Origin of the sequence: Shewanella sp. SM87 (assembly GCF_025653705.1) — a bacterium.
Classification (GTDB): Bacteria; Pseudomonadota; Gammaproteobacteria; order Enterobacterales; family Shewanellaceae; genus Shewanella; species Shewanella oncorhynchi.
In genome coordinates this window covers 1-20,467 of sequence record NZ_JAKKSC010000049.1, presented here as the reverse complement: position 1 = coordinate 20,467, position 20,467 = coordinate 1, and the positions used below count along the sequence as shown (strand labels likewise).

Sequence of the window (20,467 nt, the reverse complement as noted above, 5' to 3'; positions counted from 1 at the left end):
TTGTTTAAGCATGTGCAGGAGTATTTCTTGCTCAACGTTGTCCTCGTAAGAAAAGGTGTTGCTATCAGGCATCTCTTTTTTAATTACATAGGTCATCAATTCGAAGACCATCAGCAGATTGTGGGCTTGTTGTTCAAACGCAGTCGATTGCATCATCGTGGTTTCTCGCTTTGCAGGAAAGTATGTCCTGAATAACTAGAAACATGGTGTGATAAATTGTCGTATTTGGGGATTCAATGGTTCAGTTTTGTGCAAAACATCTGTGTGAATTTAAAATTTTTTTCTGAGTGTTAAGAAGATCCCGAGTGGGATCTCTTTGGGAACTTTTTGGGATCCAAACAGGTTCTTATAGACCCTCACAGACCCTCCGAAAGCCACATAAATGGCGCTAATACGGTACTTTAGAGGGTTCGACTCCCTCTCTCACCGCCAAATTAAAACAAAGGGAATCAGTATCTTACTGATTCCCTTTGCTGCTCTGGGACCTATTTGGGACCATTTCAGGGTGTTCTAGTCCGTTATTATCCTCACTAAAACCCATCATTTCAGAGATACGATTAGCCATTCTTAGTGAGTCCTTAGGTTTTTTCAGCATTAGGTATGTTATTCGTCGTCATTCTTTTACGCGCTTGAACTAAGGTATAGCCGCCACTTAATACTATGAGTAGGCTTCCCAGAATAGTCAGCAAATCTGGGGATTCTCCAAATATAAATATTCCTAAAGCTAAGGCAAAGAGTAAACGTGTATAACGAAAGGGGCTTACTACCGATACATCTCCAGTGCGCATAGCGATTGTCAGCGCATTATAAGCCATTACACCAAAGACGATTGCTCCAATTATCTGTATTGCTGCGGTAGCACTAAACTGTATTGCTTCATTTTGGTAAATCAGTATCGCTAAGCCTGTCGGAATCAACACAAAAAAACCATACACTCCAAGCTGCATATTAGATAACACGGGAGAGGCTGCGCGTGTTGCTAAATCGCGTCCTGCAAAACCTAAGGTAGCGATAACGGCGAATAAAGATGTGGCCTCAAAACCATCAAGTCCTGGACGAATGATCATCAGCACGCCCATAAAACCAATCAATACTGCAAGCCATCTCTTGTGACCCACTTGTTCACCGAACAACAATGCCGCGCCAAGCATGGCGATTAAAGGTGTGGCTTGCAAAATAGCGGATGCACTTGAGAGTGGCGTTAACGTGATGGCTAAAGCAAAACAGAATCGGCCGACGATTTCACATAGTGCACGTATTAATATGGGGGTAGACAAGACGGCAGGATGAAGCACAGTTTCACCCTTTCGCCAGGTTAACAGTATAAAAATCAACATTCCACCTAGGCCAAATAGCGCTAAAATGAGGCCGATAGAGGTGGTTTCTGCTGCGGATTTGATCAGCATGTCTTCAATAGAAAATGCTGCCATCGCAGCAACCATAAACAGACTACCTTTTCTATTATTCAAAATAAATTCTCTAAATGCTTAGACGCTATCTCTAGTCAAAAGTTTTGTCATGAGAGTTCTGGTTTCATCAACAAAGGCACAGAAGTTACGATATAGCTTATTAGAATCCAATAGAAACATCATTTACTGATCACTATAGCAAGCTTTCTCTGCTTATCTGAATAGGATTCGCTGCTTAAGTTAGTAATTATTCTGGCTTAAAAATAAATAGGGATAATAAGCATTAGCAAGAAACGATAATAGATACAGAAATGGTTTTTTCATCTATATCAGATGGCAAGTTAAGCCTCTTTTTACCATAAGGATTATGGTTGGTGTATCGTTTTAATATTATCAACTTGTGCGGCTAGTCTAAGATATTGATGTCAGGGGTGTGCTGCTGTTTTTCAGCTTTTATGATGAGTAACATTGTTTGAAAGAGGTCTATATTGTTTGAAAGAAGCCTATATTGTGAGGTTGATTTTATATGTAGTAGTCTTAAGTCAATAATCGGAACGATTAAATAATCCATCAGTTGATTTTACACTAAGTGATTTTGTATTGGGGATTTAGTGTTTTTAGGTTTATATAAAATGAAATTGCGTTGAATCGTACAGAAAAGTTAACTAAATAACTTTGGGGAAATGATTAATCGCTCAATTAAAACTGCGCGATTAATCATATTAACGAAAAAGTCTTATTGTTTTAAAAATTAACTCTGGGTATTAATCGTTACTTTCTCGATGATGATAGGTTCACGGGGCACGTCTTCGTGGCCAGCGACCGTGGTGGTTTTGACTTTCTCAATTTGCTGGATAATGTCCATTCCCGCCGTAACCTTACCAAATACCGCGTAGCCCCAACCGTTATTGGTGGTGGCAGTATGGTCTAAAAAGTCATTATTGGCTGTGTTGATGAAGAATTGCGCGGTGGCCGAGTGAGGCGCATCGGTGCGAGCCATCGCGATTGTGCCTATGGTGTTACTTAGGCCTTTGTTGGCTTCGTTAACAATAGGCTCGTGGGTCGGTTTTTCCTTCATTTTTGCGGTAAACCCGCCGCCTTGGATCATAAAGCCTTTGATCACTCGGTGAAAAATCGTGTGTTCAAAGAAGCCTTCTTCACAATAGCGGACAAAGTTTTTTGAACTGACAGGCGCATGTTCAAAATCGAGTTCTATAGTGATGTCACCTAGATTTGTGCTAAATGTAATCATGCTAATATCTTCTATCTTAATGAGTTTTTATATCTAATAAGTCACGACTTGTACTGAGTCATTACTTGGTTTTAGGGCCGCTATTCCACGGATTAAAGGGCGCGCTGCGACCCGTTGTCTCGTTACCATTGTCAGTCTGAATAGATTGCGGCCGTGTTACATTGGCTTTAACCTCTGGCTTTGATTTCGCGCTGCGATGCTTTTTCGCATGGGCGGTTTCAAAGGAGCCTTCTTTCGCGGGGCGCGAGGATCTGGCCTCAGGTGCCCGAGCTTTAAAGGTTTTTGGCGTAGTATTTTTGGGCACAAAATCGAGAATAGACACAGGCACTTCTTTGTTCGGCACAAAGCCTTCAATTTCTTTACGCACTATGAGGTGACCTAGACGGCGCTCGATAGCACATAGATTCCTAAAATCATCTTTAGAAACAAAGGAGATGGCTTCGCCGCAGGCGCCAGCACGACCGGTTCGGCCGATACGGTGAATATAATCATCGGCTTCATCGGGCAAATCATAATTGACCACACGGGTGAGGGCGTCGATATCGATACCGCGGGAAGCAACGCCAGTCGCGACTAAAAAGCGTAGTTTGCCAGATTTAAAATCCACTAATAATTGCTCGCGTACCGCTTGGCTGCGACCGCTGTGAATGGCTTCGGCGGCAATGCCACGTTTTTCGAGTTGACTAACCAGTTTGGCGGCGCCTTGTTTCGTCTGGATAAAGATCAGTGCCTGTTCCCACGCTTGTTCAGTGATGAGTTTGCTTAACAGTGCCGACTTTTTATCTTTATCGACAGTGATCAACCATTGGTCGATTTGCGGTGCGTTTGCGCTGTCGCGGGCAATTTCAATTTCGACTGGGTTTTCAACCGCTGTTTTCGCTAAAAAGCGCACTTGCTTAGATAAGGTTGCCGAAAACAACAGATTTTGGCGTTCTGTTGGCAGACGTTCGATGATCTTATTGATGTCTTCGATAAATCCCATATCGAGCATTCTATCGGCTTCATCTAGGACTAATACCGAGATTTCATCGAAATGAATCGCTCTTTGGGTGTACATATCGAGCAATCTACCGGGTGTTGCCACCAGAATATCGACGCCTTCAATAAGACGTTGTTTCTGCGGTGCGGAATCCACGCCACCATACATGGCCATAGACGTCAGCGGCAGGTATTTTGCGTACTTGGCAATATTGTCTTCTACCTGAACGGCCAATTCGCGGGTTGGTGTTAAGATTAATGCACGAACGCGTTTAGCACGGATTTTCGGCATCTCGGCGAACATTTGCAGTATTGGCAACACAAAACTGGCGGTTTTACCTGTACCTGTTTGCGCGCCAGCAAGCAGGTTTTTGCCTTTCAAGATCACCGGAATGGCTTTTTCTTGGATCGGAGTAGGTTGTGAATAGCCGAGCTCAGTGATGGCTCTTAAAATCGGATCGCTTAATCCAAGTTTGGAAAATGGCATTGAATGTCTCAGGTAAAGGGTCAGGTCAATAATGTATAAGCAAACTGTTACGCTAAAGCATGAACAGTGGAGTAGGGCGATATTATAGCAGGAGGTGAAACAGAATAGGCGATTATCATTATTTGTGTGTGTTTGGTAAAGAGGGGCTTAAACGTCGAATAGGCGAATGATAGGCGGAAAAATATTTAGAACTTACAATTTTGTAACCGCGCATGTATTCATGGCTAACATAGCTGCAATTATTGGGACAATATGATTAACTGAGGTAACTTTTGTATGCCTGATAAATCTCAACAAAGGACCCATAATAATGAAAAAAAACGCTATTTCCCTTGCGATAGTGCTATCGCTGGCCAGCCTTGCTGGTTGTCAGTCCCATACGAGTCAAATCGCGCCCGTGGTCGCACCTGAAATTAAAGCCCACTCATTTGAGCAATTTTCAGCATCCTTTATTGATTCATTGTGGGAATTGTCACCGACTTGGGCCTTATACAGTGGCAAGCATGTTAACGATGGTTACCTTGAAATCCCCGATGCAGCAGGTCGAGCAAAGACCTTAGCGTTTGTGAAAGCTCAGCAAGCGCAAGTGACTCAGTTCGAGCAAAAGTCGCTAACGCCGAATGAACTGATTGATTACCATCTGATCGACAATTTACTCGGTAGTATGGCATGGGAAATTGACAGTTTTAAATCTTGGCAGTGGGATCCTTCAAGTTACAACGTATCGGGCGGTTTTGCCCAAATCATCAATGAAAATTTCGCTCCATTAGATGACAGATTACGTTCGGTATTAGCGCGTTTAGAAAATGTGCCAGCTTATTATGCTGCTGCGCAGGCGAACATTAGCAAACCAACATTGGAGCACTCTGAGTTAGCAGTGCTGCAGAATCAAGGTGCATTTTCGGTTTTTTCCGATGACTTATTAAAACAGGTCGCCGACTCTGGTCTGACTGATGCGGAAAAAGCGTTATTTAAAACGCGTTTCGATGCAGCAACTGCCGCGATTAACGGCCATATCGCTTGGTTAGACAAATTAGTGGTTCAACTTAAAAAAGATGGAGCACGTAGTTTTAGAATTGGCGAGGCGTTATATGAGCAAAAATTTGCCTTTGATATCCAAGCGGGGATGACGGCGAAACAGCTATATCAAAAAGCCGTAGCCGATAAAGAGCGTGTTCAAGGAGAAATGGCTAAAATTACCGATAAGTTATGGCCTAAATATTTTACTATGCCAAAGCCTGCTGACAGTAAGCTCGCCATTCGCCAATTAATCGATAAATTATCGACTCAGCATGTTCAGCGCGATGAATTCGTGAATGAAGTGCGTAAGCAAATTCCAGAGCTGATTGAATTTGTAAATAAGAAAAAACTAGTCACATTAGATCCTAAAAAACCACTCGTTGTCCGTGAAACGCCCGAATATATGCGTGGTTATGCCGGTGCATCAATTAGTGCGCCTGGACCCTATGAGAAGTCAGGTAATACTTATTATAACGTGACGCCGCTCGATGGCATGAGTGATGAGTCTGCCGAGAGTTACTTACGTGAATATAATCACTGGATCCTGCAAATCCTCAATATTCATGAAGCCATCCCAGGGCACTACACTCAACTCGTTTATTCTAATCAATCTCCGAGTTTAGTGAAAAGTTTATTTGGCAATGGCGCTATGGTTGAAGGTTGGGCGGTTTATACCGAGCGTATGATGTTAGAAGAAGGCTATGGAAATTTTGAGCCTGAAATGTGGTTGATGTACTACAAGTGGAATTTACGTGTTATCTGTAACACGATTTTGGATTATAGCATTCATGTGAAAGGCATGACCGAAGACCAAGCTATTGCCCTGATGATGAATGAAGCCTTCCAACAGCAAGCTGAAGCCGAAGGCAAGTGGCGCCGTGCGACACTTAGTCAAGTGCAACTGACGAGTTACTATTCAGGTTATCGAGAAATCTATGATTTCCGTGAAGAATACAAAAAATCGCAAGGTAAAGATTTTGACCTTAAAACTTTCCACGAAACATTCTTGAGTTATGGTAGTGCACCAGTGAAATATATTCGCCAATTAATGCAGAGCAAATAAGTTCGCATATTGATATAAATCAGCAGAGCTTAGGCTCTGCTTTTTTATGCCAAATAGCTAGACAGGTATAGTGTGAGCTTAACATAAGTTGGCATTGTTACTTATGAAATGAAATCGTTAACACTGTGCGAATAATGAAAAGCCAAAAATTCTGCCATATAACCGAAAAAGTATATATTTCGTTATATGGCATATGCAGATGTTAATCAAACAATTTCACTGCGTGGTGATAGAGCACAATGGCGATAAACTTACTTCTTAGATTTAGATGATGCCATCAGCGCTAATACTTCATCGTAAGAAATGTTAAATTCTCTAGACAAGTTAATGATTTTTGTTTTGTAGGTTTGAATATTCTCTTGCTGAGCTAATTGATGTTTCTTTTCTTCAACTAACTCATTAACGGTTTCTTGTAATATCAATAATCGACGTAAATTATAGTCGAGAGATTTAATATATTTACCCATTTGTTGCTTGTTACGTGCTTGCTCAAGATCCGTTGAGACTTTCTTATCATATCCATACTCATCAAGAGCTGCGATTGCGCTCTGTAAATCAAGATCAGTTGTCATTTGGTTTTCGCTTTATAACAAAGAGGTGTGGGAACAAATTTATGAAACTTTAAAGAGTGTCATAGGACGTTAACTATCGCAGATTATAATGCTTATGCCAATATACACCAAGCCTTTGCACGTTAAAATGAAATAAAAAATTCCGCTGATTTTTGCTTTGACCTTGTCGGGGTCTACAATTATGAGTAGTCTAAAGTTATAGACTATCATGGAGATTCAAATGCTTGATCTACTACCAGATTTATTCGACCACTATCCGTCTAAATTACAGTTACTTCCCCTTGCATTTAAACCCTTTGGTGGTAAACGGCTCTTCTGGGGCGAGATAGTCACAGTAAAGTGCTTCGAGGATAATTCAAAGGTAAAAGAGAAACTTGCACAGGATGGGCATGGAAAAGTGCTCGTTGTCGATGGCGGCGGTTCTCTGCGCCGCGCATTGTTAGGTGACCTCATAGCGCAGAGCGCCTTAGATAATGGTTGGCAAGGGATAGTGATTAATGGTTGTGTTCGCGATGTGGCGAGATTAAATACTTTCAGCTTAGGTGTCTTTGCCTTAGGGGCTATGCCGATAAAAACCGAAAAGTTAGGTCAAGGCCAAATTAATGTGGCTGTGGATATGGGGGGCGTGACGGTTAAGCCCGGTATGATGCTCTATGCCGATGAAAATGGTATTGCAGTAAGTGATGAAATGTTGAACTTTGCATTTTTAAATTAACATTTCTAAATGCATTAGTTGCTATAAATTCAAGTTGTTTTTGATAAGGATATTTATATGAAATTCATTAAGTGGCTCTTAGCCTTAATGGTGACGCTCATTCTTTTAGTCACCGTTTATCTCACCGTCTTTTTCGACCCTAATGATTTTAAACCTGAAATAGTCGATGCCGTAAAAAAACAAACGGGTCGTGAATTAGTCATTACTGACGATTTATCCTGGACCTTTTTCCCTGTTATCGGCATTAATTTAGGGGGCGTGTCTTTATCTAATCCTGAAGGCTTTATCCCTAAGGCTATGTTAGAAGTCAACAAAGCCGTTGCCGAAGTGGCGTTGATGCCATTGTTTAGTCAGCAAATTGAAATCGCGGAGCTGAGTATTGATGGCGCAACCATTAATTTAGTGACTCGTAAGAATGGCACTAGCAGTTTCGATGGGTTGAGCGGTGATAATAGCCCAAAAACTGCGTCTCCAGCTGCCGTCGAATCCTCATCGAATGCCAAACTTAACGACATTAATATTGGTGGCATTTCTATCACCAATACCCAAATTAATATGATTGACGAAGCTAATAAGCAGAATCAAGTCTTTACCTTAAGTAGCTTCACCCTAGGGGAGTTCTCCTTAGATAAATTTGCGCCTATCGCCTTTGAATTCAGTGCAACTATGCCGGATATGACGATAAGTAGCGAAGCTAAAGGTGAACTAAAACTCAGTCGAGACTTTAAACAACTCGTTATCAATGGGCTGAAAATTGATACTGTGGTGGAAGGTGAGAGTATTCCGAACAAGAAACTCGAAACATCTGTCAGCTTAGCAACTCAAATCGCCCTTGATAAACAGCAATTGTCCGTCGATATTGCGCAGCTTACCGCGGCGAGCATTACCGCTGCGGGTAAAGTAGGTGTTAATTATGGTACGAAAATTCCACAAATTAATGCTGATTTTCAAGTTGGCGATATTGATTTAGATACACTGTTACCTAAAACAGAGGCCACCGCCACCGCTGAACAAGCGCCAGCAGCAAACACTCAGGCAGTTGAGCCTGATCTCTCAGCCCTTAAGCAGCTTGATGTAAAACTCAAGTTGACTGTTAAGTCTATTAAGGTCGCGAATCTGTCGACTCAAAATTGGTTAATGGATGTGGGCATTAAAAATGGCGTGTTAGATCTGACGAAATTGAATGCGGATTTATATCAAGGTCAGTTGCTGGTGAGCGCTCAGGTTGATGCTCGTCAAGCTGTGGCGAGTTATCAATTTGATAAAAAAGTGACGGGCGTACAAATTCGTCCTTTGCTCAAAGATGCAGCGGATGTGGATTTACTGGCGGGTACAGCCAACTTTGATGTGAAGGGGAAAGGTAAGAGTTTGATCCCTGAGCAGTTAAAGAAAAACCTGTTAGCGAATGGTCATTTTGATATTAATGACGGTGCTCTGTACGGGGTAAATATTCCACAGATGATCCGCAGCGCCCAAGCTAAGTTAAAGGGCGACTTATCGCCAGAAACGAAGGCGGAGCGCAAAACTGACTTCTCGAGTCTGACGGGCAGTTTCTCGCTGGATAATGGCGTTGCTACGAATCCAGATCTTGCCTTGTCTTCGCCTTTACTGCGTTTGGATGGTAAAGGCACTGCGAATTTATTGACTGAAGCCTTGGACTACAGACTAACCGCTAGCCTAGTGAATTCATTGAAGGGTCAGGGCGGTAGCGACAAAGATGCGCTGGCTGGAGTTGATATTCCGCTCGCCATTACAGGCACTTTCCAAAAACCTGAATATGCTTTGGATACTAAAGCCTTACTGAATAATCAGCTTAAGGAAGAAACCGACAAAGCTAAGGAAAAATTAAAAGACTCCTTATTGAAAAAACTAGGCGGTTTTTAATGGTTGCTTCAACGCGTTACGCATTACTTGTTTGCGCGAGTGCTTTTGTCGGCGGGCAACTTGTTGGGTGTTCGGCGCCCGAAGCCGCTGACACGAGTCAGTCAACCAAGGGTGAGACTACAACAGCTGCGGCCGTTCAGCCTGAGATTATTCGCGCTGCCGATCTGGCGCTCGATGTTTCTGGGCTTAAAAGCACTCCGACATTAAAGGCTGAACCTGTGATGGCAGAAAAGGCACAAGGCTTGCTTCGCGGCGAATTAACTCTAGAACCTTTTATCGATTTTAAGCAGTCGGTTAAGGCGACATTGACTGTGACAAATCCACAAACCTATGCTGTCGGCCTACGTTATAACTCTGGGATGACGGCGGATTTGTGGTTGGTAACGCAAGAGGGCAAACGTCTGTGGGCTTGGTCGGATGATATGATGTTTACCCAAGCATTACGTGATAGCCAATTGGCGGCAGGGAAAGTGATCACGACTTCATTTAGTATTCCGCCCAAAGCATTTGCAGGAATACCTGCAAATGGTGCTCGCTTAGAAGCGCATTTTGCCGCTAAAGCGTTAGAGTCTGATGCCGTTGTTATGGCGCCCGTTGTCTTATTACTGACGATGGAATAACGTCGCCTCTCATAATAGAGAAAGCCCGTAATAGAAAAAGGCAGCAATCCGATAGGGTTGCTGCCTTTTTGTTATCTATGGCTCAATTTTGCTTAGGATTTATAGCACTAATCCGTTCGAACTATGTGCCAGTGTAGTCCTTACGCACTCAACTTAGTTTCATCAACCACTAATTTGATCACTTGGCCTGGTTGTAAATACTGTGATTGCGCTAGGCTATTCCACTCGAGTAGCTCGGCAACAGTTACGTTAAATTTATTGGCGATACGGGCAAGTGAATCACCGGATTTTACCTTGTAACTGACAGTACGAATTTGTGCGGTTTGCTCAAGCTCCTTTGGTGCTAAGATCACTAACTTCTGACCGTTTTGTATCTTGCTATTCTTAGCCAATTTGTTCCAAGTGCTGAGTTGTTTCACCGTCACTTTATGGGCTTGGGCTATTTCTGAGAGTGTGTCTCCTGACTTAACCTGATAAGCAATTTTTGTTGATTCAACTGCAGCATGTGATTTTTTCGGCAATTGCTGCTTAGTTGACAGGGCATAAAGCTGCTTGTCTTGCGCATCGACAGGAATAATCAAATGCTTGCCTGCGACGATCGTGTTGCTTTTCATGCCGTTAGCGGCGCGAATAGCGGCAACGGTCGTATGGTGCTGCGTAGCAATCTTGCCAATGCTATCGCCAGATTTGATCGTGTAACGTAACCAGCTGATCCTATCTTCGGTTTCTGTTTCAGCGAGCGCTTTTTTAAATTCTTCCGATTTATCAATTGGTAGCACTAAGGTGTGCGGACCAAGTGGCGATGTAGCCCAGCGGTTATAACCTGGGTTGAGTTTTTGTAACTCAAGCGTGGTCATATTGGCAAAACCTGCCGCCATGGCTAAATCAATTTGGCTATCAATATCAACCACTTCAATAGTCGGATTGTTGTCAATTGGCGCTAAAGAAATACCATATTCATCAGCGTGTTTAATGACTTCTGCCAGTGCGAGCAGTTGCGGCACATAGCGCTCCGTCTCTCTGGGCAAATCCAATGACCAAAAATCCGTTTTTAAGCCTTTTTTCTCGTTACGTTTGATTGCATTGAGCACCCGTGATTCACCCGAGTTATAGGCAGCAATAGCATAAAGCCAATTGTTATTGGTTTTATCGTAGAGGTATTCCAGCATATCGAGCGCCGCAGTCGTTGATGCGGGGACATCACGGCGACCGTCATACCACCAGTTCATTTCTAAACCGAAATGACTGGCCATAGGTGTGGTAAATTGCCACAGACCCGATGCCGCGCCAGTCGATGATGCGGAAGGATCAAAGGCGCTTTCAATTATGGGTAACAAAGCTATCTCAATAGGAAGATGACGCTTTTCAAGTTCTTCTACAATCATGTACATATAAGGTGCAGCACGTTCCGAGATGATCGCCAGATGCTGTGGATTTTTGATGTACCAATCACGGTATTGATTCACCAATTTTTGATCTGGAACCGGTAACTGCATGCCTTGACGAATTCGCTCCCACACATCGGTAATTTGCGCCGATGGAGCCTCGGTTGCGAGGTAATATTCTGGGACTGTATTTTCGGTTGTGACGGCTTCAACTTCTGTTTGGTTAACGCCATGGTTGTCTAATGTTTGACAGCCTGTGAGTAGGGCAAATCCCCCTACAACAACATAAAGTGATACTCTCATTGAAAACGGTAGTCCTCTGTTAGTGCATCGCTTTTCTTTATAGTAACAGTATGTTTTATATGAAGATAAAGACAACGCAGCGCGCAAAGTTTTCACGCAAAACGAGCCATTCTATGGGATCTTTTCGATCTTGTCCCTTAATTATCGTACATAATGTAAGGCCATTTTTGACTTACATCATCAAAAATGAGAAAAACTGTTTGAATTTCAATCTATAATATTGCTTTTGTGATCAAAAATTATCTTTCCACTGTCTGAGTAAGGTAAAACCGCTGAGTTCGTCTAAATTTGCGTGATTTAGACCGCTAAAATGCTGTTTTATGTTATCGACAATTTCAGTGTCGCTAGGGCGTAAAAAAGGATTGATGGCACGCTCTAAAGCGATGGTGGAGGGAATAGTCGCTTTGTCTTGGCGACGTAACTGCATCGCGCGTTCGTTATAGTCTTGGAGCTCGCGATTGTTGGGATTGACCGCGAGGGCAAATTTGAGGTTTGAAAGTGTGTACTCATGGGCACAATAAACCCGAGTGTCGGCGGGAAGCTGGGCAAGTTGCTGTAGTGAGTTGTGCATTTGCGCTGGCGTGCCTTCAAATAAGCGTCCGCAGCCGCCGCTAAACAGGGTGTCACCGCAAAATAAGGCATCTTCAACAACGTAGGCTATATGTCCTGCTGTGTGGCCAGGTACATCTAAGACTTGCAGCTCAGCGCTGAGATACTCTAGTGTGAATCTGGGCTTGGCTTTTGCGTGCTGTGGATGTGTGATGCCTTCGATCTTCTCATTATCTGGGCCATAAACCGTGAGTCTATTATGACTATAGGCTTGAAGCGCTGCTACGCCACCCGTATGGTCATTGTGGTGGTGGGTCAGTAAAATACCCGCTAGCGTGAGTTGATTGGCTTGCAGGTAGTCAATGACCACACTTGCATCGCCGGGATCGACAACATAAACCTGAGTATGGGGCTGTTGCTGTAACACCCAGATATAATTGTCATTAAAGGCTTTGATCGCTGTTATAGTGAGCATAGAACCGCCTATGTCTGTATTTCAATTTGAAGATAAAGGTATTATCCATGAGTGAACGGCCCTTGGCGACCTTTGCCGCTTTTGCCCTGTGGCAGAATGTTGGTCATCTTTGACCCAATTGGATACTTGTCTACCCAACTAACGGAGGAACTCTGTGTCGCATTTTAGTACTGAGCTCAAGCCCGAACAATGGAGTGACCTACCCAATGGTGAGGCACTACAGCAAGCTGTCGCTAAACAGCTTGAAGATTGGTGGCCAAGAGTCTTTGGTTATCATTTATTAAAGTTAGGGCCTTTGAGTGCCGAATTGTCGAGCATGGCATCGCCAATCGCCCATCATTTTTCACTCTCGCCATCCAAAGGCGCCTCGATTGAAGGCGATTTTTGTCATTTACCCCTGCAGAATGCGGCGATAGATGCGGTGGTGATGAGTCTATTGCTCGAATTTGAACCCGATCCTTACCGTATTCTTCGTGAAACCGATCGGGTACTCATCGCCGGAGGCTATCTTTTTATCGTCGGATTTAATCCCTTGAGTCCAGTATTTTTGGGTAAGTTATGGCCTAAGTATCAGGATTGTCTTCCTTGGAATGGCCGTTTTTTTATGCCTTCGAGGGTGCGAGATTGGTTAGGTTTATTAGGTTATCAAGTGGTGGGGGATGAGCGTTTGGTCTATCACCCCTTAATGGGCGAGTTTACCCAAGGTAGATTTTTTCAACAGAGTTTAGCGTCATGGCTTCCTAGCGCGGGCAGTTTGTATTTGATTGTGGCACGTAAACTCGAGTCGCCACTCACACCTATTCGCGATAAACGTAAGGTGCGGCAGACAAATTGGACCACGGCGCCGACAGCGGGTCGTTCGGGGCATTTATCAGAGCATTCGGAAAACTGATAAGCCATTTCCATTTTAAGTACAGGTTTTTATATGCGGATAACCTTAAGACAACTGGCAGTATTTGAGGCTGTGGCACGTAGCGGCCAAGTCGCAAAGGCGGCTGAACAAGTGAATTTATCACCACCGGCGACATCTATGGCCTTGGCTGAATTAGAAAAACAGCTTAATGCCCGCCTATTTGAACGTATTGGCAATCGATTACAGCTTAACTCCCAGGGTAATTTATTGTTGCCATTGGCAACGGATCTATTACACCGTGTTGAACAAATTGAGCAGGCATTTACTTATCATGGTGGTGATCTGGTTGGGCGTTTAAGCATCAGTGCCAGTTCGACAATCGGCAATTATCTAATGGCGAAAGCCGCAGTGGCATTTTGTCAGCAACATACTCAAACCCATGTGGATGTGGCGATTACTAATACTCAAGATGTGATCCAAGCGGTTGCTCAGTTCCGCTCTGAAATGGGTTTTATTGAAGGCCATTGCACTGACAATCGTTTGAGTGTCGAGGCATGGCATAAGGATAGACTGCTGGTGTTTTGTCATCCGGCGCATCCTCTGGCGGGGAAAGTGGTTAAACCTGCGGCGGTTAAAGGCCTGTCTTGGGTGCTACGTGAGGAAGGATCGGGCACTCGCGAATATTTTGTAAATGCCGCCAATGAGTTGGATATGCAGCCGGAGGCTAAATTCTGCTTTACTACGCCGGATGCGATTAAATTGGCCGTGAAACAAGGTGCTGGGCTTGGGGTGTTATCTGAGTTGGCGCTGGAGAAAGAAATCAGTCGTAAAGAGTTGGCGTTAGTCACGATTGAGGGACTCGTACTCGAGCGGCAGTTTTATCGCATCACCCATAAGAGCCGTCAGGCGACATCCCTAGGTCAAGCTTTTGTGCTGTTTTGTGAGAATTTTTTCAATATTGCAGGTGTGGAACTAAAATAAGCCGTTTGATAGCAATGGCTCATAAATAGTGAGCATGAATGTTAACGGTGAGCTGACAGTGAGTAGTGAAATAAATCATCACGCCCAAATGTTTAACTTAGGCGTGATTGCATCGAACTTACTTTTTCGCACTTAGCGAGTTTACACTGAGTGGCACTGGGTTAAGGCTGATAACCTAAATCGGGTTGGGTTGGTTTAGATTCTGCCGCGGTGCGAGCTAACACATCGCAACGTTCGTTTTCGGCGTGGCCTGCATGACCTTTGACCCATTGCCAGTCGATAGTGTGCATCTGTGAGGCTTTATCTAATCGTTTCCATAGGTCAACGTTTTTGACTGGGGTACGGTTTGATGTCATCCAACCTTTTTTCTTCCAGCCATGTATCCATGTCATTATGCCTTGGCGCATATATTGGCTGTCGCTGGTGAGCACGACTTGGCAAGGCTCTTTCAAGCTTTCTAACGCTATGATTGGGGCTAACAATTCCATGCGATTATTGGTCGTGAGCGCAAAACCGTCGGACATCTCCTTTGTATGGCCTTTATAATTCATTACAATGCCATAGCCGCCAGGACCGGGATTGCCTAAGCAAGAGCCGTCGGTGAAGATGTGGATCAGTTTTAGTTCAGTCATCAAATTGTTACCATAGCCGGGAATTTCGGCCGAGTATAACTAAAAATTGTCATAAGAAGCGCATAAAAACATGAATATTATCTCTAATGCTAGCCGTCAGGTTATTTTAGATACCGAAACCACAGGTATGAACCAGGGCAGCGGCGCCATCTATTTAGGCCATAGGATCATCGAGATAGGTTGTGTGGAAGTGGTGAACCGTCGTTTGACGGGGCGTTATTACCACCAATATATCAATCCAGGTCAAGCAATCGATCCCGAAGCCATCGCCGTTCACGGTATTACCGATGAGCGCGTGGCTAAAGAGCCGCGTTTCCATCAAATTGCTCAAGAGTTTATCAACTTTATCGATGGCGCTGAAATCGTCGCACATAACGCGAACTTCGACGTGAACTTCATGGATCATGAGTTTTCACTGCTGCAGCCGCGTGGTCCGAAAACCGCTGATATTTGTCAGATCCTCGATACCTTAGAGATTGCTAAGTTTTTACATCCCGGCCAGAAAAACAATCTCGACGCGCTCTGTAAGCGTTACGGCGTCGATACTTCTCGCCGCGAGTACCACGGCGCATTACTCGATGCCGAGATCCTCGCCGATGTTTATCTGATCATGACTGGCGGACAGACAAAGTTTAATTTGTCTAACGAAGAAGCGGGGCAGGAAGCGGGGGGGATTCAACGTTTTGATCCACAATCACTTAATCTTAAAGTGATTGGCGCATCGGCCGATGAACTGACAATGCATGAACAACGCCTTGATTTAGTCGCAAAATCAGGTAAATGCCTCTGGAGAGGATAGAAGAATTACTATGCCGATGTCGCGCCATAAACCCATTTTAGCTTTTTGCCTTCTTGTCACTACACTGTTATTAAGTGTGGCGAGTGTATTGGCCGCTGACCTAGATCCCGCTAAAAAAGTCGTCAAGCCGCCCAAGGCTACGCCGATTGTAGGATTGGAGACGGCTTCCGAGCTTAAAAACCGTTTTCGTATTGATCATATGGTCGATAACATGACCTTATTAGTGGAGCGTGAATATGGCTCTGCGCCCGTGGTCATAGTGTTACCCGATGGCAGTAAATGGTATGCCAATCGTCATCCTGCAACCGTTAAGTGGGTTGATGGTATAACGGGCGATATTATTTACATTGAGTCACCACAGCCCGGACCTTGGCAGTTGGTGGGCAAGGTTGTCTCAGGTTCAACCCTTAAGAAGCTCTCTAAACTCGAAATCGAAGTCCAGCCTTTACCACAGCCAATCTTCCAAGGTGAACAAGTTAAAATTGTCGCGCAGTTAATGGGTGACGAGCAGCGTGTGCGTATGCCTGGGTTAGATTATTTAGTCGAATGGACGGCACATTTTGTGAGTAAACATAAGGCGGGCGATGAAAACTTTGCCGCGGGTGACATTATTGTTGGTTCCTATAAAGACAATGGTGAAGATTACGATGAAAAACCCGACGATGGTGTATTTACCAGCAATATCAATATAAAGCAGCCTTGGGGTGATTATGAGTTTGTCGTGCAGGCACGTAATAATGTGTTTGAACGGCAGGTTTCATTCCCGTTTAAATTGTCACCTCGGCCAATTAATCTAGAAGTTATTACCCCTGACGATCCGCTAACAGGGCAATGGAAAGTCATGTTACACGTGGATAAGACAGTGTTGCAGCTGGCTGAGACACATTTTTCCTTTGAGTTAGTCGGCCCTGCTGGCTTGCAACTGCCTTTGGTTGTTAATGGTCTCATTGAGCCTGACTCTGAATTAGATTTACCCACAGTGACAGAGTTTGGTAGTTATCGAATTAAAGGTTTTGTGGCGACGACGACTGTCACTGGTCGTGAAATCGTGCTGGATTTACCTGAGCTTTTCTTTAACTTAATTGAACCACCAGAACCACCACCAAGTGCCGAAGAGTTGGCTGCTGTTGCTGCACAAAAAGCGGCAGAGGAAGAAGAGCTTGCGAAGAAAGATGCGATGTTCTGGATCATTACAGTCAACGCTATCTTATTAGTCTTAGGCGTGGTGGGATTAATTGTGTGGCGTAAGCGTCAAAGTTTGGCGCAGGCCTTAGCTGCCGCGGAGTTACGTTTATTGAATGAAGCATCTGCAAATCCACCCGCAGCGCCTTCATTAGATGAAATCGATCTCACTATGCCAGATGAGGCAGATAAAGACCGTTAGCCAAGCGTTGTTTAATGTGTTTGATTTATGACTTTGAACTGGAACCTTGCAGTGATATTTGGGATATAAATCAAGGCCTGCAATTGATTTGGCTTTTTTTTAATCAAATGATAAATCGAAGTAAAAAAACGGTTGACGCCTGCAGGGCTCAACCGTATTATTCTTCGCATCTTAAGCAGAGCCTTGATAAGTGTTTTGAATTATCGTTCTGTTTTAACATCGGCGGCCTGTCACGCTGGAGTTAGTGGGTTAGATACCCGTTAGATAGTTAGATATGGAAAGATTTGGAGCTGTAGTTCAGTTGGTTAGACTATATTTTAACATCAGCGGCCTGTCACGCTGGGGTTAGTGGGTTAGATACCCGTCAAATATTTGGATATGGAAGAATTTGGAGCGGTAGTTCAGTTGGTTAGAATACCGGCCTGTCACGCCGGGGGTCGCGGGTTCGAGTCCCGTCCGCTCCGCCAACATTCATGAAGCCCAAGCTATTAAATAGCTTGGGCTTTTTGATTTTAATTCATCCAATATTCCTATTTCTCTCTTCGTGACTGTGACCAAAACGTGACCATTTTGTGACCTCAACTCAATTTTAACCGAGGGTCAATTTTTAGCATTTTGCCACGAAATACTATTTATATTTATTTAGTGAAATCGGAGAAGAGCGCACGTAAACGTATGCGGTATCTTGCCTTGCTCTATTTCAGCGAAGGTCATTCTCGTACCGCTATCGCAAGCATGCTCAAGGTCAGTAGAACCAGTGTCAATCGATGGATATCCACCTATTTAGCTCAAGGTTTGAGTGGTCTAGACGATACGCCTAATCCAGGCCGTCCTGCGACATTGTCCATTGCACAGCAAGCCAAGCTCAAAGCGTTCGTACAGCACCAAAGCCTATCTGAACTGGGTGGCAGGGTGAGGTCGCGAACAATTTTCAGCCATTCAAACGGGCAATACTTCTCAATTTGACGGCTTTGTGATCTTATATTCTCTTTTGCCGAGACACGATCATGAGCCTTCTTTCTCTTACCAAACACTTTGAACTTATTGAAGACCACCGACAGGCCGCCAAAGTGACTTATCCCTTGTTCGATGTGTTGTTCCTAACCGTGGTGGCGGTCATCGGTGGCTCTGAGGGCTGGGAAGATATTGAAGACTTTGGCCATTGCCACTTGGAAATACTGAAGAGGTATGGTTATTTCAGCAAAAGTATTCCTGTTCATGACACTATCGCACGAATTATCAGCAAAGTTGATCCAGAAGTGTTGCGACAAGCTTTTATTTCATGGATGCAGGCAACCCAACAATTGATCCAAGGCAAGTCATTGCCATTGATGGCAAAACCTTACGCGGTTCTTATAACTGAGAAGAGCGTCAATCCGCTATTCATATGGTGAATGCTTTCTCTGTCACCAATGGTGTGGTGATGGGACAACTTAAAACTGATGCGAAGTCCAATGAGATCCCTGAATTATTAGCTTTATTGAATATTAAAGGCACACAGGTCACCATTGATGCTATGGGTACTCAAGCAGATATTGCGCATACCATAAGGTGCCGACTTCCTGTTAGCCGTAAAAGGTAATCAAAGTGCTTTACATCAGCGCGTAAAAGAGGCCTTTGCCGTTCAGTCAGAGGATGTCGAAAACACCACTGAAATCGAGGCGCAGCATGGCCGAAAAGAATATCGGGAACACCAAATTATAGATGCACCCACGGAGCTAATTGATGCCAAGTTGCCGACCATACGCAGCTTTGGCAAAGTTATTAGTTGTCGGGTAAACAAAGGCAAAGGAACGCTGCAGACACGTTACTACATCAGTTCCGCCAATTATCGGCTGAAGAATTAGCCTCCGCCGCACGCGGTCATTGGGCTGTTGAAAATCAGCTTCATTGGGGACTGGATGTGATCATGAATGAGGATGCATGTCAGATATCCCGAGGCGATGGTGCAGAAAATCTCGCAAGGCTGCAGCAGGTTACCGTCAACATTCTCAAAAAAGAACCGAGTAAATTAAGTCTTCGCCGCATGAGACGCCTAGCTGCAATGAATTCAGCGTATTTGGATAAAATAATAAATGCTTAAAAAACATTCACGCTCTTTCCCTGGTTTGCAGGCCGCTTATGCCAATCGTAATATCCTGATTGACTGACACTCATTACTCGACATAACAGTGCTAAGGGAAACAGGTTGGATTGCAGTTTGATGAAACGAAATTTTACTTCATTTCTCTCGTAAAGAAGGCGCTGGCCTCGGCGTGCCCCTTGGGTATTTTTAGAATTTCTTTCTCCATACGTTATTCTTTGTTTTCTCTACGCAATCGCTTCAACTCATCACGCTCAGACTCTTCTAAGGTGATGCTTTGTTGCAGGGCTTGGTGTTTTCCTTCCTATTGTAAAGCGGAGTAGTGCTAACTCCAAGAGACTTTGCCGCATCGGCAACGCTATAACTTTGTTCTCGCATCATCAAGACGGCTTCATCTTTAAATGCCTGCGGATAACTCTTATGTTATTTTTTCAGACTCATATTAACCTCATAATTTATTGACTATACTGTCTCAAAATTAAATGTACGATGGGATTAGACCAGAACAGTGCACATTTTTTCGAATCAGTGATGTTGGCAATGTTATCCACATAGCGCTATGAAGTTAGCTAAATATTTCATTTATTTTCATAGTTGGACCCGTTATCTTTCTGATGAATTTTAATTACTACCTATTATATCTTTGTCCATTGCAAGGCCGATTAAAAGTGGATGATTCCATGTCATTATCCAAGTCTTGAATGGAGTATTCTTGTAGCGGTCATCTAAAACTGATATTCCCCCGCCTTAGTGCGCAGTATCTGGGATTGATTATTGTAGTGGCATAGTGAATTTGGCCACCTAATAAGAAATGTTATGATCTCATTCATAGCGAATTTAGGTGACAAAATGAATAAAAGTAAACGTGCTCGATATAGCGCAGCGATTAAACTCGAAACTGCCCAATTAGTCATTGACCAAGGCTATACACAAGAAGCGGCTGCCAAAGCCATGAACGTAGGTAAATCAACGGTCAGTAAGTGGGTAACGCAACTTCAGGTTGAACGCAAAGGGCTTACTCCT

16 protein-coding genes, 1 tRNA gene and 3 pseudogenes are annotated in these 20,467 nt (G+C 43.8%); 12 read left to right on the top strand and 8 right to left on the bottom strand.

Annotated features, from left to right (window positions below):
* Positions 1–578: 578 nt before the first annotated feature.
* The 3 genes from L5M11_RS22480 to L5M11_RS22470 form a co-directional block, all read right to left on the bottom strand.
* Entirely contained in the window at positions 579–1,469 is an 891-nt protein-coding gene (locus L5M11_RS22480; RefSeq protein WP_263193303.1) for a DMT family transporter, read from the bottom strand.
* Positions 1,470–2,160: 691 nt separating this feature from the next.
* Entirely contained in the window at positions 2,161–2,661 is a 501-nt protein-coding gene (locus L5M11_RS22475) for a peptidylprolyl isomerase (RefSeq protein ID WP_263193301.1), read from the bottom strand.
* Positions 2,662–2,722: 61 nt separating this feature from the next.
* Positions 2,723–4,126: a DEAD/DEAH box helicase gene (locus tag L5M11_RS22470; protein WP_105252329.1), complete on the bottom strand. Its 1,404-nt coding sequence runs from the start codon at positions 4,124–4,126 to the stop codon at positions 2,723–2,725.
* A gap of 310 nt (positions 4,127–4,436) precedes the next feature.
* On the opposite strand from L5M11_RS22470, the gene L5M11_RS22465 reads away from it, so the two are divergent.
* The gene (locus tag L5M11_RS22465) at positions 4,437–6,209 is read left to right on the top strand and encodes a DUF885 domain-containing protein (protein ID WP_263145860.1); all 1,773 of its coding nucleotides are present in this window, start codon (positions 4,437–4,439) and stop codon (positions 6,207–6,209) included.
* Between the two features lie 251 nt (positions 6,210–6,460).
* Here the strand turns inward: L5M11_RS22465 and L5M11_RS22460 are convergent, their stop codons facing one another.
* The gene (locus L5M11_RS22460) at positions 6,461–6,781 is read right to left on the bottom strand and encodes a hypothetical protein (RefSeq protein ID WP_263193299.1); all 321 of its coding nucleotides are present in this window, start codon (positions 6,779–6,781) and stop codon (positions 6,461–6,463) included.
* 220 nt (positions 6,782–7,001) lie between these two features.
* Here L5M11_RS22460 and L5M11_RS22455 point away from each other — a divergent pair, with 220 nt between their 5' ends.
* From L5M11_RS22455 to L5M11_RS22445, 3 genes are read left to right on the top strand one after another with little or no spacing between them, the layout of a single operon-like run.
* On the top strand, positions 7,002–7,496 hold the full coding sequence (locus tag L5M11_RS22455) for a putative 4-hydroxy-4-methyl-2-oxoglutarate aldolase (protein ID WP_263193297.1): 495 nt from the start codon (positions 7,002–7,004) through the stop codon (positions 7,494–7,496).
* Between the two features lie 57 nt (positions 7,497–7,553).
* The gene (locus tag L5M11_RS22450; protein ID WP_263193296.1) at positions 7,554–9,380 is read left to right on the top strand and encodes an AsmA family protein; all 1,827 of its coding nucleotides are present in this window, start codon (positions 7,554–7,556) and stop codon (positions 9,378–9,380) included.
* Positions 9,380–10,000: a BsuPI-related putative proteinase inhibitor gene (locus tag L5M11_RS22445; RefSeq protein WP_173245159.1), complete on the top strand. Its 621-nt coding sequence runs from the start codon at positions 9,380–9,382 to the stop codon at positions 9,998–10,000. Before L5M11_RS22450 ends, L5M11_RS22445 begins: the two co-directional genes overlap by 1 nt.
* Positions 10,001–10,140: 140 nt before the next feature.
* On the opposite strand, the gene L5M11_RS22440 is transcribed toward L5M11_RS22445, so the two are convergent.
* Positions 10,141–11,688: a LysM peptidoglycan-binding domain-containing protein gene (locus tag L5M11_RS22440; RefSeq protein ID WP_263193295.1), complete on the bottom strand. Its 1,548-nt coding sequence runs from the start codon at positions 11,686–11,688 to the stop codon at positions 10,141–10,143.
* 232 nt (positions 11,689–11,920) lie between these two features.
* Positions 11,921–12,712 carry a hydroxyacylglutathione hydrolase gene (gloB, locus tag L5M11_RS22435; protein ID WP_263193294.1) on the bottom strand — a complete coding sequence of 264 codons (792 nt, stop codon included), beginning with the start codon at positions 12,710–12,712 and terminating at the stop codon, positions 11,921–11,923.
* Positions 12,713–12,866: 154 nt separating this feature from the next.
* Here gloB and L5M11_RS22430 point away from each other — a divergent pair, with 154 nt between their 5' ends.
* The gene (locus L5M11_RS22430; RefSeq protein WP_263193293.1) at positions 12,867–13,604 is read left to right on the top strand and encodes a class I SAM-dependent methyltransferase; all 738 of its coding nucleotides are present in this window, start codon (positions 12,867–12,869) and stop codon (positions 13,602–13,604) included.
* Between the two features lie 33 nt (positions 13,605–13,637).
* Positions 13,638–14,546: a LysR substrate-binding domain-containing protein gene (locus L5M11_RS22425; protein WP_105252337.1), complete on the top strand. Its 909-nt coding sequence runs from the start codon at positions 13,638–13,640 to the stop codon at positions 14,544–14,546.
* 161 nt (positions 14,547–14,707) lie between these two features.
* Here L5M11_RS22425 and rnhA read toward each other — a convergent pair whose 3' ends face one another.
* Complete coding sequence (gene rnhA / locus L5M11_RS22420; RefSeq protein ID WP_006081489.1) at positions 14,708–15,178, bottom strand: ribonuclease HI; 471 nt, start codon at positions 15,176–15,178, stop codon at positions 14,708–14,710.
* Positions 15,179–15,248: 70 nt separating this feature from the next.
* On the opposite strand from rnhA, the gene dnaQ reads away from it, so the two are divergent.
* The 5 genes and pseudogenes from dnaQ (at position 15,249) to L5M11_RS22395 (ending at position 19,444) form a co-directional block, all read left to right on the top strand.
* Positions 15,249–15,977: a DNA polymerase III subunit epsilon gene (gene dnaQ, locus L5M11_RS22415; protein ID WP_173496648.1), complete on the top strand. Its 729-nt coding sequence runs from the start codon at positions 15,249–15,251 to the stop codon at positions 15,975–15,977.
* Positions 15,978–15,987: 10 nt separating this feature from the next.
* On the top strand, positions 15,988–17,361 hold the full coding sequence (locus L5M11_RS22410) for a TIGR03503 family protein (protein ID WP_263193291.1): 1,374 nt from the start codon (positions 15,988–15,990) through the stop codon (positions 17,359–17,361).
* A 390-nt stretch (positions 17,362–17,751) separates the two neighbouring features.
* A tRNA-Asp gene (locus L5M11_RS22405) sits at positions 17,752–17,828 on the top strand.
* A 163-nt stretch (positions 17,829–17,991) separates the two neighbouring features.
* Positions 17,992–18,291 (top strand): annotated as a pseudogene (locus L5M11_RS22400) (helix-turn-helix domain-containing protein); the annotation flags it as partial.
* 77 nt (positions 18,292–18,368) lie between these two features.
* Positions 18,369–19,444, top strand: a pseudogene (locus tag L5M11_RS22395) (ISAs1 family transposase).
* Between the two features lie 23 nt (positions 19,445–19,467).
* On the opposite strand, the pseudogene L5M11_RS22390 reads toward L5M11_RS22395, so the two are convergent.
* Positions 19,468–19,825, bottom strand: a pseudogene (locus L5M11_RS22390) (IS3 family transposase); the annotation flags it as partial.
* 468 nt (positions 19,826–20,293) lie between these two features.
* Between L5M11_RS22390 and L5M11_RS22385 the strand changes: the two are divergent.
* Positions 20,294–20,467, top strand: a 174-nt coding sequence (locus L5M11_RS22385) for a transposase (RefSeq protein WP_263192006.1), incomplete at its 3' end; no start/stop codon positions are given.

Coding starts and splice junctions, on each gene's coding strand:
- L5M11_RS22475 (WP_263193301.1), bottom strand. CDS start 2,661: ATGATTACATTTAGCACAAATCTAGGTGACATCACTATAGAACTCGAT.
- L5M11_RS22470 (WP_105252329.1), bottom strand. CDS start 4,126: ATGCCATTTTCCAAACTTGGATTAAGCGATCCGATTTTAAGAGCCATC.
- L5M11_RS22465 (WP_263145860.1), top strand. CDS start 4,437: ATGAAAAAAAACGCTATTTCCCTTGCGATAGTGCTATCGCTGGCCAGC.
- L5M11_RS22460 (WP_263193299.1), bottom strand. CDS start 6,781: ATGACAACTGATCTTGATTTACAGAGCGCAATCGCAGCTCTTGATGAG.
- L5M11_RS22455 (WP_263193297.1), top strand. CDS start 7,002: ATGCTTGATCTACTACCAGATTTATTCGACCACTATCCGTCTAAATTA.
- L5M11_RS22450 (WP_263193296.1), top strand. CDS start 7,554: ATGAAATTCATTAAGTGGCTCTTAGCCTTAATGGTGACGCTCATTCTT.
- L5M11_RS22445 (WP_173245159.1), top strand. CDS start 9,380: ATGGTTGCTTCAACGCGTTACGCATTACTTGTTTGCGCGAGTGCTTTT.
- L5M11_RS22440 (WP_263193295.1), bottom strand. CDS start 11,688: ATGAGAGTATCACTTTATGTTGTTGTAGGGGGATTTGCCCTACTCACA.
- gloB (WP_263193294.1), bottom strand. CDS start 12,712: ATGCTCACTATAACAGCGATCAAAGCCTTTAATGACAATTATATCTGG.
- L5M11_RS22425 (WP_105252337.1), top strand. CDS start 13,638: ATGCGGATAACCTTAAGACAACTGGCAGTATTTGAGGCTGTGGCACGT.
- rnhA (WP_006081489.1), bottom strand. CDS start 15,178: ATGACTGAACTAAAACTGATCCACATCTTCACCGACGGCTCTTGCTTA.
- dnaQ (WP_173496648.1), top strand. CDS start 15,249: ATGAATATTATCTCTAATGCTAGCCGTCAGGTTATTTTAGATACCGAA.
- L5M11_RS22410 (WP_263193291.1), top strand. CDS start 15,988: ATGCCGATGTCGCGCCATAAACCCATTTTAGCTTTTTGCCTTCTTGTC.